The organism is Flavobacterium sp. 2755 (genome assembly GCF_031455715.1).
Lineage (GTDB): Bacteria > Bacteroidota > Bacteroidia > Flavobacteriales > Flavobacteriaceae > Flavobacterium.
The window spans coordinates 1-13,589 of sequence record NZ_JAVDTG010000014.1 but is presented as its reverse complement, the minus strand read 5'-3'; the positions used below and the strand labels follow the sequence as shown (position 1 = coordinate 13,589).

Below are 13,589 nucleotides of genomic sequence, written 5' to 3'. Positions count from 1 at the left end.
TGAACTTAAAAATTTTATTATTTATTTAGTTGGTCTAAAATTTCTTTCACAGTTTCCATATCGTCAAAATGATGGCGAACACCATTTATTTCCTGATAGGTTTCATGCCCTTTTCCGGCAATCAGAATAATATCATTTGGCTGAGCCAATTGACAAGCAGTTTTAATGGCTTGTTTTCTATCCGTAATTCTCAATATCTTTTTATAATTATGAGCTTCAACACCTTGTTCCATTTCATCTAAAATCACTTCTGGATCTTCGTTTCTTGGATTGTCTGATGTTAAAATTGCTTTATCACTAAGATCTGTCGCAATTTTCGCCATAATTGGTCTTTTTGTTTTATCTCTGTTTCCGCCGCAGCCTACAACTGTAATCAATTGTTCGTTTTTTGTACGGATATCATCAACCGTTTTTAGAACATTTTCTAAAGCATCCGGCGTGTGTGCGTAATCTACAATTGCAGTTATTTTTGAATCGGTAACAATGTATTGAAAACGGCCTGAAACACTTTCTAAATCAGACAGTAAGCGCAATGCTTCCAAACTATCCATTCCCAATTCAACTGCAGTTCCGTAAATAGCCAAAACATTGTATGCATTAAAAGTTCCAATTAGTTTTACCCAAACTTCATTGTCGTTTACTTTTAACAATAAACCAGATAACTGGCTTTCTAAAATTGTTGCTTTAAAATCAGCATACGATTTTAGGGCATATGTAAATTTTCTTGCAACCGTATTTTGCAGCATTACAGTTCCGTTTTTATCATCGATGTTTGATAATGCGAAAGCTGTTTTTGGCAGAGAATCAAAAAATGATTTTTTTACGTCTCTGTATTCAGCAAATGTTGCGTGATAATCTAAATGATCGTGCGAAAGGTTCGTAAAAATCCCACCTACAAAATGCAAAGCTTCTGTACGTTTTTGATGAATTCCGTGTGAACTTACTTCCATAAAACAATGCGTAACTCCAGCTTCGATCATTTCATTTAAATAATGATTGATTGTAATTGAATCTGGTGTTGTATGCGTTGCAGGATATTCTGTATCATCTACCATGATTTTTACGGTTGATAATAAACCAACTTTAAATCCTGCTTTTTGAAACAATTGAAATAATAATGATGCAATTGTTGTTTTTCCGTTTGTTCCGGTTACGCCTACTAATTTTAGTTTTGAAGATGGATCTTCAAAATAATTAGCCGCAATAAAAGCCAATGCTGTATTGGTATCTTTTACCTGAATATAGGTTACTTCTTTCTCAATATTTTGAGGAAGTGTATCACAAATAATAGCTTTTGCACCTAACTGAATCGCTTTTTCGATATAATCGTGTCCGTCAGATAATGAACCGCGAATGGCAACAAAAATATCATTTGACTCTACTTTTCGTGAATCAAATTCAATTTTGTGGATACCAATTTCTGTCGAACCTGTTACAGATTCGATAGCTACTTTATATAATATGTCTTTTAGTATTTTCACGATAATTCTAATACTATAGTTGTGTTTTTAATTATGCTTTGTCCCGCCTGAATCGATTGATTCTTAACTTTTCCAAATCCGTTTACTTTTACTTTTAAACCTAAATTTTCAAGTAGAGCAACGGCGTCCATCCCTGGCATTCCTTTTAAATTCGGAATTTGATTTAATTTTTTATTTGATTCTTTATCAAACTTGTCATAACTGATTTCCTGTTTTGCAATTTTAGAATCCAGTTGTTTAATTTTATTTGTTGACGGCGCGTCTGTAAATATTTTTTGGGCAATTCTTTTAAATACCGGCCCTGCAACGTCTGCTCCGTAATAATTGTTTTTTGATGTATTTGGTTTGTGAACTACCACAATACAAGAATATTTTGGATGCTCTGCCGGAAAATATCCTACGAAAGATGATGCATAATACAATGCTGATTTTCCTTCTTTTCCTCCATAATTCATCTGAGCCGTTCCTGTTTTTCCTGCCATCGAAAAATCTTTCGAATACAATTTAGAACCTGTTCCTTTTTTAACCACATTCAGCAATACTGCTTTCAGTTTTTTAATAGTTTCCGGCGAACAAACTCTTGGATTTATTACTTCAACATCAAACTTTTTGATGGTTTTGTTCCACTCTTTAATTTCAGAAACAAATTGCGGTTTTACCATTACACCATTATTGGCAACTGAATTATAATATGCCAAAGTCTGCATTGGCGTAACCGAAACATTATATCCAAAAGCCATCCACGGAAGTGTAGTTCCTGACCAATGTTTGTCACCTGGCTGTGGAATATACGGTCTACCTTCTCCTTTAAAATGCAATCCTAATGTCTTATTTAATCCGTAACTATTAATATGATTCACAAACTTAGACGGATTACTTTTGTAATTTTCATAAACCGCCTGAACCATAACCGTATTTGACGAAAGCTCAAATCCGCGTGCTAATGAAACTTTTCCATAACCACCTTTGTGCGAATCATTAACAGCTCGCCCGTAATATTTAACCTGACCTCCGTGACTATCGAAAACTGTACTTGTATCGGCTACTTTGTCTTCTAAAATTGCCATTAAATCAACTAGTTTAAAAGTCGATCCCGGTTCATGAGATTCTGCAATTGCATAATTTGTTGTTTCATAATACGACCCATCTTCTGCTCTTCCTAAATTTGAAATTGCTTTTACATGGCCTGTTTCGGTTTCCATAACTACCACACAACCATGATCTGCTTCGTAGTCTTCCAGTTGTTTTAACAAAGCATGATGCGCAATATCCTGAATGAAAACATCTATTGTCGAAATAACATCATAACCGTCAATTGGGTCTACTTCGTTTAAATCACGAATGGGTTTCCACTGTCCTTTTGCAATTTTTTGTTTTAGGATTTTCCCGTCTTTTCCGTTTAAATAACTTTTAAAAGCCCATTCAATCCCTTTTCCAACTTCAATTCCGGTTGCCGGATCAATACGGTCGTAACCAATTGTTCTTTCAGCAATTTTTCCTATCGGATGTTTTCTAACCGTTTCTTGTTCTACAATAATTCCGCCTTTAAAAGCACCTAAATTGAATAATGGAAAACCTTTAATTTTCACATATTCGGTATAACTTAAATTGCGGGCAATTAAATAATATCGGTTTTTGTTTGCTCTCGCTTTTCTTAATTCTTTTTCATAATAACCTGATGGCCTATCCAGGATCGTTTCTAAAGAATCTGATAATGCTTTTACATGTTTTTCAAAAGTTTCTGTTTTTGGCGCTTTGGCATCAAAACGAATTTCATAATTCGGGATTGAGGTTGCCAGTAAACTTCCGTCAGCAGAATAAATATTTCCTTTGTTTGCCGGAATTACAAAATTTCTAACGGTACGCTGTTTTGCCAGTTGTCTATAATGATCTCCTTCTACCCATTGAATATTGGTCAATTTAACAACAATAGCAATTGCCATCAAAAAGATGAAAACTGCTACGAGGTAAATTCTGTAGGATATATGTTTATCGTCTACTGCCATATTCTTTTAAAGAAACTTTTTTCTTCTTCTTTTTTAACTTCTATTTTTGTTGGAGGAACTGTTGATGGATAAATTTGCTTTTCGAGCATTTTATCTGATATCGTCGATTCCATTTTTAACTTCATCAATTCTGAACGTCGATCTACAAATTCAGATCTCAATTCTTTTACTTCATTATTCAATTTTGCGATTTCAAAAACCTTTTGTTCGTATCGCTGTGTATTTGCAATCATCAAAATGGCCAGCAGAATTATAAAAACTATGAATCGCCAGTTTTTTACTGCGTCATCGTTTATTAGAAATCTTGCTTTTAATATGCTGAATACTCCACCTTTCATTTTTTCTACCTATATATATTATATCTTTTCGGCAATCCTCAATTTTGCACTTCTTGCTCTGTTATTGATTTTGATTTCTTCATCATCAGGAACAATCAGTTTTCCTATTGTTTTAAACGGTACTGAAAAATTTCCGAAAAAATCTCTCTCAGGCTCTCCTTCAAACATTCCGTTTTTAATAAATCTTTTTACCAGCCTGTCTTCTAAAGAATGGTATGAGATTACTGAAAGTCTTCCGCCTGGGTTAAGAATCTCTAACGATTGCTCAATAAATTCTTTTAGAACGTCCATTTCCTGATTTACTTCAATTCGAATAGCTTGATAAATCTGGGCCAATATTTTGTTTCGAACTTTTTCAGGTAAAAATTTCTTCAAAACGTCTTTTAATTCGTCTGTCGTTTTGATTGGGTAATCTCTTCTCGCTTCTACAATTGTTCTTGCTAAAACCGGTGCGTTTTTCAACTCCCCATAATCAAAAAAAACACGACGTAAATCCTGTTCTTCATATTCGTTAACCACTCGGTAAGCATTTAAATCATTTTTCTGACTCATCCGCATATCAAGCTCGGCATCAAATCGGGTTGAAAAACCTCTTTCCGGAACATCAAACTGATGTGATGAAACTCCTAAATCTGCCAAAATCCCGTCAACCGATTTAACACCATGAAAACGAAGAAATCTTTTTATAAATCTGAAATTCTCATTAATTAAAGTAAACCTTTCGTCCGGCAGGGCATTTGCTAAAGCATCTTCATCCTGATCAAAAGCGAATAACTTTCCGTTTGGCCCTAAACGTCTCAAAATTTCTTTTGAGTGACCACCGCCGCCAAACGTTACATCTACGTAAATGCCGTCTGGCTTAATATTTAAACCATCAACTGTTGGATGAAGTAAAACCGGATTATGATATTCCATTGTCGTCGTCATTAATATTTCCCATTACTTCTTCGGCTAAATCTGCAAAATCCATATCTTCGCCGCTTATTGATTTTTCGTATAAATCTTTATCCCAAATCTCCACAATATTAACCGCAGATGAAAAAACAACATCTTTAGCAATACCAGAAAAAGCCACCAAATCTTTTGGCACTAACAATCTTCCTAATGCATCAATCTCTACCACTTTTACGCCGGCAGTAAATCTGCGAATGAAATCATTGTTCTTTTTTACAAAACGATTCAACTTGTTAATTTTCGCCATCATCAAATTCCACTCATCCATTGGGTACAATTCCAAACATTGTTGAAAAACAGAGCGCTTCAAGACAAAACCGTCCTGAAGAGAAGAAGCCAATTGCTTTTTCAAAGGTGCAGGTATCATTAACCTCCCTTTAGCATCGACTTTACACTCATATGTTCCTACAATTGTGTTCAAGAAAATCCACTTAACATGTTATACAGCAAAAATATAAAAAAAATTACCACATATTACCACTAAATACCACTTTGTTAATAAGTTTAACCACATTTCTACCACTTCAGTTAATTATTACCAAATCAACACTTTAGATATTAATCAGTTTAAGATTCGAATCCTTTAACAATTAAAAAAAATAAATAGTCTTTCTCTTAAAAAAGTAATTATAATGCAATGATTTTAACAATTCCATAATATAACAAAACGCACTCTAAAAGCTGATTTTTAAACACTTATATATTCGACTAAAATTATGTAGTTAAAAAATGGCAGCAAAAATTCATTTTTATTTATTAAACCCTATATTTGTCGAAATTGAAATTGGCATTAAACTAGATGGACAAAAACTACAAAAAAGAAGGCAAATACAGCTATTTTGAAGCTGGCGAAGGAACCCCTATTGTAATTTTACACGGGTTAATGGGAGGCCTTAGTAACTTTGATGGTGTAGCAGAATATTTCCCAACGAAAGGATATAAAGTTGTTATCCCGGATTTGCCAATATACACACAAAGCATTTTAAAAACGAATGTAAAAAGCTTTGCTAAATACGTTAAGGATTTCATCACTTTTAAAGGTTTTGACAAGGTTATTTTATTAGGAAATTCATTGGGAGGGCACATTGCATTGTACCACACAAAATTATATCCTGAAAAAGTAGCCGGACTTGTAATTACCGGAAGTTCTGGTCTTTACGAAAGCGCAATGGGAGATAGTTATCCAAGAAGAGGTGATTATGAGTACATCAAGAAGAAAGCTGAAGATGTATTTTATGACCCAAAAATTGCTACTCCTGAACTTATTGATGAAGTATATGCAACGGCTAACGATCGCATTAAACTGATCAAAACTTTAACGATTGCAAAGAGCGCTATTCGTCATAATATGGCTAAAGATTTACCAAAAATGACAGTTGAAACCTGTATTATTTGGGGTAAAAATGACTCTGTAACGCCGCCAAATGTTGCCGAAGAATTTGATAAATTATTGCCAAATTCAACTTTGTATTGGATTGACAAATGTGGACACGCAGCTATGATGGAACATCCTCAGGAATTTAATGAAATTCTTGAAAAATGGCTTACTGAGCAGAAATTATAGCCTCTAACTTTCGATTTTAGGAGGTTTTAAAAAACAAGAATATGAAAATTAATACCGCCGAATTTTTCATCAGTAATTCTGATGCATCAAAATGCCCGAAAGATTTTCTGCCGGAATACGCATTTATAGGCAGATCAAACGTTGGTAAATCATCATTGATTAACATGATTACCAATCATAAAAATTTAGCAAAAACATCTGGAAGACCAGGAAAAACACAGCTGATAAATCACTTTAAAATCAACAACAATTGGTTTTTAGTCGATTTACCAGGTTATGGTTATGCTAAAGTTTCAAAAAAAACAAAATCAATTTTCCAGCAGTTTATTACGGATTATTTTGAAAACAGAGAGCAGTTAGTCTGTGCTTTTGTTTTAATTGATATTCGTCACGAAGCTCAAAAAATTGATATTGAATTTATGTCTTATATGGGAGAAAGCGAAATTCCGTTTTGCATTATTTTCACTAAAGCCGATAAAATCAGTAAAGTGAAAATTGACTCTCATATTGCCGCTTACAAAAAACAAATGTATGCTAACAATTGGGCCGAAATGCCGCATTATTTTGTAACCTCATCTACAGAATCGATTGGAAAAGAAGAACTTTTAACCTATATCGACGAAGTAAATCAGGAAGTCTTTAAAAGCAATAGTGGATTTTTAGATTCGATTTAAAATTATAAATTCCAATTTTTTAAATTCCAAGTTCCAATAAAAAGATTAAATTTTAAAATATAAAAAATCCCAAACTCCAACCTGTAAAATTGGAATTTGGGATTTTTTTATTGGAATTCAAAACTACTTTGTCAGTTCCAGTTTCTCTGCAAAATAATCGCAGAAATCTTTCATTGTATCTGACATTTTTTCGTCATCTGTAGCACGTTTAAAAGTATCAGCCATAGCAACTAATGTCTGGTGAAAGAAAATTTTCATTTCATCTACCGGCATATCTTTTGTCCATAGGTCAATACGCATTGTTTCCTTTGCTTTACTGTCCCAAATTGACAACATTATTGCTTTTGCTTCTTCGGCACTAACACCGCCGTCTTGTGCGCTCCACGTTAATTTTTCGGGAACACGGTTTTCGTCTAACTCGACGTTGAATTTAATTTCTGATTGTATTGTATTTGACATTATTTCTTAGGTTTATATTTTGACTTTTCGAAAATTTCTTTTGCATTCACTTTTAATAATTCTGACAGCGACACATTGTTGTTTTTCATATACGAACGAACAATCTGCCAGCCAATCCATGCTCCGACTCTTCCCGGAGAATCGTTATCTATTTCTAAATAGAATTTAGAAAATGGAGCCGGTGCTATAAATCGTGTTGTTAATTTAGGATCTAAACTGTACAACATTTCGCTTTCAAGAAAATAACGCCACATATAGCTTTCATTTTCTTCACACCATTTTATTTGTTCGGGTGTGTAACCCATTTTTTCTGCATCTGTATAATTAGGCAGAAGCAAATCTTTTGCATATAATTGTTTTCCTTCAAAAATCATTTGAGAAACTAAATTTTTATCCGGATAAGCCGGAATGTTTCGGTAAGTAAAACTCGAAACTACATCTGGCATAATCTGTTTTTCTTCAAAATTATATTTTAAATACGTCGGAAACTCATAAAATTTATGATCCTTACCTAAATACAATTCTAAAGCAACTACAACAAGGCTGTCTGCATAAATTGCTTTTGCATTATAATCCATTTCTCCTATTACAGTAACAACCTTTGGCGTTTTAGTTTTTGGGAAATAATATTTTATGTGTTTAAAAAGCTCATTGAATTCTTCGCGGACAGGCTCAAAGTTGCTGTATTTTTTTTGTACCTCTTCGTAAACTTCTCTCCAAATTGGCTCTTTCATTTTTTGAAGCCAGACGTTGTCATCATTTCCTGGAAAAAAGTATGAATATTGTTTTTTTAGTTTGGCAAGATCCTCAGGTTTAGTTTCAAAAAACGCTTTATCAAAACGCTCTACTTTTATATCTACCGGAATTTCTTCGACCTCTTTTTCAACCTTTGTTTTTTGGTCACAAGACAAAAAAAACAAGCACAGAACCACTACAAAGCGATAAATTTTCATTTTATTTTATTTAGATTTGTGTTGCTGGATTTTAAGTACTTTTCTACTTAAAAAATAATTCTGCAAATATACATCCCTCCATCTTAAAACTTGAACTATTATGGCTAAAAAAAGCACAATTCAGACAGAAAAAGTAAATACACATATTGTTGAATGGTTAAAAAATTATGCTGCTAATGCAAAAGTCAACGGATTTGTAATCGGAATCTCAGGCGGAGTTGACTCTGCAGTGACCTCTACGCTATGTGCGCAGACCGGTTTGCAAGTTTTATGTGTAGAAATGCCGATTCATCAGGCTGAAAGTCAGGTATCAAGAGGAAGAGAACATATTGATCAGTTAAAAAAACGTTTTCCAAACGTTTCAAGTATAAAAACAGATTTAACTGACACTTTTGAGGCGTTTAAGTCATCTGTACCAACTTCAAAAGATTCAACAAAAGTTAATTTATCATTAGCCAACACAAGAGCGCGTTTAAGAATGACTTCTTTATACTATCTAGCTGGTATTCATGGGCTTTTAGTAGCAGGGACAGGGAATAAGGTAGAAGATTTTGGTGTAGGATTCTACACAAAGTATGGTGACGGTGGTGTCGACCTAAGCCCAATTGCTGACTTAATGAAGTCTGATGTTTATGCTTTGGGTGAATTTTTAACTATTCCAAATTCAATTTTAACAGCTGCTCCAACAGATGGACTTTTTGGAGATAACAGAACAGATGAAGATCAATTAGGTGCAAGTTACGACGAGCTGGAATGGGCGATGATCGCCGCGGAGTCAGGAAAATCGGCAGATGACTTCAACGGGAGAGAAAAATCTGTCTTTGAAATTTATAAAAGATTAAACACCAGCAACAAGCATAAAATGGATGCAATACCAGTTTGTTTAATCCCAAAAACGTTAAAATAAAATTTTTAACATTTGTCAACAATTAATTACAGAATTTATTTATTAATTTTACAATTCCAAAAACATGATAACAATTCTAAAAAGGTAAAATTATGATTAAAGTATGTCTTGCAGACAATCATCCTGTGACTCACTTTGGCGTTAAGTCTTATTTCAAAGACCACGATCAAATTTCAATTGTTGCCAACGTAGGCAATTTTTCAATGGTTAGAGATATTCTTCAAACGAAGGAAATCGACATTCTAATCTTAGATCTAGAATTAGAAGGACTTTCAAGTATCTTCGAAGTTAAATCAATCTTGAAAAATTTCCCGAAGACAAAAATTGTAATTTTCAGTGACCTAGCTGAGCAAATGTATGCTCCAAATGCTATTAAAGCAGGAGTATCCGGGTATGTACACAAAACAGAAAAACTTGAAACTTTAGGTCTTTCTATTATTAAAGTACACGAAGGGAAAATTATCATCAACGAAACAGTTCGCAAAAACATGGCCCTTATTGCTAAACAAAGCAAGAGCGAACGTTTGTACAGAAAACTTTCTAACCGTGAAATCGAGGTTTTACGTTATTTAAGTGATGGTAAGAAAAACAATGAGATTTCTAAAATCTTAAATCTGAACGAGAAAACGATCAGTACTTACAAACTAAGATTATTGACTAAATTAAATGTTACTAATTTAGTAGACTTAGTAAATAAGGCTAAGACTTTAGAAATTATTTAATTTGATGGTATCCTGATTCGCTTAGGCCAGAATCATCGACCATAAAAAAAGCTCTATATTGTTTATCACTATAGAGCTTTTTGATTTTTAGCCACCATGGTAAGGAACTACTACCCTTCCTAGCTTTTTAGAGAAATTATTGAGCAGTTTAGAATAATCTACTACCATCATCAACAATTCTGAATTATCTTCCTGCGGATCAGAAATAAGTGAATTTTTTAATTCATGAATAAGTTTCGAAACCAAAAACCATCTCATAGAAAATATAGTATCAGAAACATTTTGCTCGATGGTTTCGTTTTTATGTTTCGGAAAAATATTCTGTCCTTCCCAGTTATGAATGTTTACTTTTTCATCTTCCATTAAAATATTAGTCACTTCCTGAGCAAAATCAGGCTGCAAATGCATCAAATATTTATCAAGACTAAAAGCTTCATTTTGATTATAGAATTCAATAATATTAGTGTAAATATTTTGAAATAACGAGTTTGACAATTCTACTTCATCTTCCTGAAGACTCAAATAGACTTTTTCGTAAACTCTGTATCTTCGTTTTTCGCTAACTTCTTTAACATTTCCTTCTTCATCTGCTTTCAGGAAAACATCTTCAAAATCTTCCTCTACACTTCCGTAAAGCAATAATATCTCAATAATTTTTCTTTCGAAACCGTATAAAATATCTACTTTCTCCTGTTCTGCCGGATACCCAAAATCACCTGGATAATCATCTGGCGGTCCATTTCTTGGATCTTCGGGATCTCCTCCAGAATAATTGACATTTTTTGAAGGCTGGTTTCTAACAACATCAAAAGGTTTTTGTTCCTGCTTTTGTTTTTTATTAGCGTCTGCAAGATCTTTTTGAATTAACTGCGCCAGCGTACTAACCAAAACCTGCTCCGAAATGTCCATAATTCGGGCACATTCCTGAATATATACTTCACGCTGAATACGGTCTGGTATTTTAGAAATACTAGTTACCATATCACGAATCAAATCTGCTTTTTTGATTGGGTCGTTTTTAGCTTCATTCATCAAGATCGAAGCCTTAAACTGTATAAAGTCTTTACTGTTTTCTTCTAAATAAGCAACTAATGCGTCATGCGAATTTTTGCGGGCAAAACTATCAGGATCTTCTCCGTCAGGAAAAGTACAAACCCTAACATTCATGCCTTCTTCCAAAATCAAATCGATTCCTCGAATAGAAGCACGTAATCCGGCAGCATCGCCGTCAAAAAGTACCGTAATATTTTTGGTCAAACGATTCACTAATCGGATTTGATCCGGCGTTAATGCAGTTCCTGAAGAAGCTACAACGTTCTCAATTCCGGCTTGATTAAACTGGATAACATCGGTATAACCTTCTACCAAATAACAATTATTTTGTTTGGCAATGGATTGTTTGGCCTGATAAATTCCGTACAGGACTTTACTTTTATGGTAAATATCACTTTCGGGTGAATTCAGGTATTTTGCTGCTTTTTTATCGTTAGTTAAAATACGCCCTCCAAAACCTAAAACACGTCCCGACATACTGTGAATTGGGAACATTACACGGCCTTTAAAACGGTCAAAAGGACGGTCTTCCCGCGCAATTGTTAAACCTGTACTTTCCAAAAATTCTAACTTATAGCCTTTTCCAAGTGCTTCTTTCGTCAACGCATCCCAGGTTTCCGGTGAATATCCTAAATTAAATTTTTTGATCGTTTCAGCAGTAAACCCTCTTTCTTTAAAATAAGATAAACCGATGGCTTTTCCTTCTTCAGAATTAACCATAACATCCTCAAAATACTTTGCCGCAAATTCCGAAACCAGATACATACTTTCACGAACATCTGTCATTGCCTTTTCAGCATCTGTCTGTTCGGTTTCTTCGATTTCAATGTTGTATTTTTTGGCTAAATACCGAATGGCTTCGGGATAGGTAAAATGGGAATGTTCCATTAAAAAAGCAACTGAATTCCCGCCTTTTCCGGAACTAAAATCTTTCCAGATTCCTTTTGCAGGCGAAACCATAAACGAAGGCGAGCGCTCATCAGAGAACGGACTCAAGCCTTTGTAGTTACTTCCTGCGCGCTTTAAATTGACAAAATCACCAATAACCTCCTCAACTCGAGCAGTTTCAAAAACAGAATCTATTGTACTTTGTGAAATCAAAACGTAATTTATTTTTTAAAAATTATAGCTTGTAAAAGTACACAAATCCATTTTGAATTTTTGTTATTAAAATAAAAAAAGTGCCTCTTTCGAAGCACTTTTTCTACTAACTAAACTCAAACTTTATTCTCAATTCAAATCAAGACGCAATCCTAAAGAAACATTGTTTTCTTTGGTTAAATTATCCTGAAATATGGGATTTAAATCGTATTTAAAATACAAACTCAATTCTCTGTAACCAATGTAAGAACTTAAACCGTAAATAAAATTATTTACATTATAATCGCCTTTAATTGTGGTTTTATATTTTAAATCGTCTTCTTCAAATTTTAAAATTTGTTTTGATTTCACATTGATTCCAGCGTAACCTCCTACTCCAAAACGGAAACTTTTATGTGTTTTGAAATATTTTTTACCATTGTTTTCTCCTGCTTTTGTGAAATCAAATTCTAAATGAACCGGTGCTACTAAATACACGTTTCTAAAACGAGATTCCGTTAAATGAACCGGGTTTTCCACCAAATTGGTTTGATCGCCGTTTACCACAAAACTTCTGTTATCTGTTGGACGAATATTATTATACATTAAGGAAAGCCCGTATTTTGCATGAAGCAGATTATCGTTTTTCATTAATCTGGAGTTATAAGTAAAACCCCATTCGTAAAAATGCGAACCCATAAAACGATAATTTGAATCCTGCAGTTTTCCGTCAACCATTGTATTGTTTAAACCCATTGCAAATACAAATTGTGATGTTGTTCTTTTTTCGCCGTGAATAGAATCTTTGTCATGCCTGTTAGATTTCCATCGAATCATGTAGACTTTAGAAGAATCTTCTTTGATTTTTCCGTCGACTTTTTGCTGAACCAAATCGTTCAGTTCGTTTTGTGCCAAAGTCACTTTTTCTTCGATAATTACAGCACGGGCTTCTGCTAATTCTTTTTTGCGTTTATCTGCCTGTTCTTGTGTAATTTTCCCTTCTGATAATTGCACATTTACAGCTTCAATTTCTTGTTTAAGGGTTTCTTTTTCTTCTTTGGTAATCTTTTCGATTTTGTTAGCAATTTGCTTTGCTCTTGATTCAAAGGTTTCCTGTCCCAGTACTTTGCTTACGAATAAGAAAACGAGGATTACGAGGTAAATGGTAAAATTTTTCATGATTGATTGATTGATTGATTGATTGATTGATTGATTGATTGATTGATGATTATTAATTGTTGATTGTTAATGATTGATATTGTTATTGTTATTGTTATTGTTATTGTTATTGTTATTGTTATTGTTATTATTATTATTATTATTATTATTATTATTATTATTATTATTATTATTATTATTATTATTATTATTATTATTATTATTATTATTATTATTATT

At 33.4% G+C, this 13,589-nt stretch carries 13 protein-coding genes; 4 read left to right on the top strand and 9 right to left on the bottom strand.

Translation table 11 applies throughout. From position 1 onward, the window contains the following. Window positions 1-17: 17 nt before the first annotated feature. From J2Y38_RS23125 to J2Y38_RS23105, 5 genes are read right to left on the bottom strand one after another with little or no spacing between them, the layout of a single operon-like run. The gene (locus tag J2Y38_RS23125; protein WP_309847398.1) at window positions 18-1,481 is read right to left on the bottom strand and encodes a UDP-N-acetylmuramoyl-L-alanyl-D-glutamate--2,6-diaminopimelate ligase; all 1,464 of its coding nucleotides are present in this window, start codon (window positions 1,479-1,481) and stop codon (window positions 18-20) included. After that, on the bottom strand, window positions 1,478-3,487 hold the full coding sequence (locus tag J2Y38_RS23120; protein WP_309847396.1) for a penicillin-binding protein: 2,010 nt from the start codon (window positions 3,485-3,487) through the stop codon (window positions 1,478-1,480). The genes J2Y38_RS23125 and J2Y38_RS23120 overlap by 4 nt, the downstream gene beginning before the upstream one ends. After that, window positions 3,478-3,825, bottom strand: coding sequence for an FtsL-like putative cell division protein (locus tag J2Y38_RS23115; RefSeq protein WP_053472090.1), 348 nt, complete (start codon window positions 3,823-3,825; stop codon window positions 3,478-3,480). The genes J2Y38_RS23120 and J2Y38_RS23115 overlap by 10 nt, the downstream gene beginning before the upstream one ends. A gap of 18 nt (window positions 3,826-3,843) precedes the next feature. Continuing rightward, on the bottom strand, window positions 3,844-4,752 hold the full coding sequence (rsmH, locus tag J2Y38_RS23110) for a 16S rRNA (cytosine(1402)-N(4))-methyltransferase RsmH (protein WP_256637023.1): 909 nt from the start codon (window positions 4,750-4,752) through the stop codon (window positions 3,844-3,846). Beyond that, window positions 4,727-5,200, bottom strand: coding sequence for a division/cell wall cluster transcriptional repressor MraZ (locus tag J2Y38_RS23105; protein WP_056204812.1), 474 nt, complete (start codon window positions 5,198-5,200; stop codon window positions 4,727-4,729). Before J2Y38_RS23105 ends, rsmH begins: the two co-directional genes overlap by 26 nt. Before the next feature lie 378 nt (window positions 5,201-5,578). Here J2Y38_RS23105 and J2Y38_RS23100 point away from each other — a divergent pair, with 378 nt between their 5' ends. Together J2Y38_RS23100 and yihA are read left to right on the top strand one after the other, a co-directional pair. After that, window positions 5,579-6,343 (top strand): alpha/beta fold hydrolase, encoded by a 765-nt coding sequence (locus J2Y38_RS23100; protein ID WP_053472088.1) that lies wholly within the window; start codon window positions 5,579-5,581, stop codon window positions 6,341-6,343. A gap of 41 nt (window positions 6,344-6,384) precedes the next feature. Next, window positions 6,385-7,017, top strand: coding sequence for a ribosome biogenesis GTP-binding protein YihA/YsxC (gene yihA / locus J2Y38_RS23095; RefSeq protein ID WP_309847394.1), 633 nt, complete (start codon window positions 6,385-6,387; stop codon window positions 7,015-7,017). Between the two features lie 123 nt (window positions 7,018-7,140). Here yihA and gldC read toward each other — a convergent pair whose 3' ends face one another. Together gldC and gldB are read right to left on the bottom strand one after the other, a co-directional pair. After that, window positions 7,141-7,476, bottom strand: coding sequence for a gliding motility protein GldC (gene gldC / locus J2Y38_RS23090; RefSeq protein WP_309847393.1), 336 nt, complete (start codon window positions 7,474-7,476; stop codon window positions 7,141-7,143). Next, the gene (gene gldB, locus J2Y38_RS23085; protein ID WP_309847390.1) at window positions 7,476-8,429 is read right to left on the bottom strand and encodes a gliding motility lipoprotein GldB; all 954 of its coding nucleotides are present in this window, start codon (window positions 8,427-8,429) and stop codon (window positions 7,476-7,478) included. The genes gldC and gldB overlap by 1 nt, the downstream gene beginning before the upstream one ends. Before the next feature lie 100 nt (window positions 8,430-8,529). Between gldB and nadE the strand changes: the two genes are divergently transcribed. Both nadE and J2Y38_RS23075 read left to right on the top strand, forming a co-directional pair. Further along, window positions 8,530-9,336 (top strand): NAD(+) synthase, encoded by an 807-nt coding sequence (gene nadE / locus J2Y38_RS23080; protein ID WP_309847387.1) that lies wholly within the window; start codon window positions 8,530-8,532, stop codon window positions 9,334-9,336. 92 nt (window positions 9,337-9,428) lie between these two features. Continuing rightward, window positions 9,429-10,058: a response regulator transcription factor gene (locus J2Y38_RS23075; RefSeq protein WP_026730588.1), complete on the top strand. Its 630-nt coding sequence runs from the start codon at window positions 9,429-9,431 to the stop codon at window positions 10,056-10,058. Window positions 10,059-10,145: 87 nt separating this feature from the next. On the opposite strand, the gene dnaG is transcribed toward J2Y38_RS23075, so the two are convergent. Together dnaG and J2Y38_RS23065 are read right to left on the bottom strand one after the other, a co-directional pair. Continuing rightward, complete coding sequence (dnaG, locus tag J2Y38_RS23070; protein ID WP_309847357.1) at window positions 10,146-12,212, bottom strand: DNA primase; 2,067 nt, start codon at window positions 12,210-12,212, stop codon at window positions 10,146-10,148. Between the two features lie 129 nt (window positions 12,213-12,341). Further along, window positions 12,342-13,370, bottom strand: a complete 1,029-nt coding sequence (locus tag J2Y38_RS23065; protein ID WP_309847354.1) for a hypothetical protein — start codon at window positions 13,368-13,370, stop codon at window positions 12,342-12,344. Window positions 13,371-13,589 lie beyond the last annotated feature (219 nt).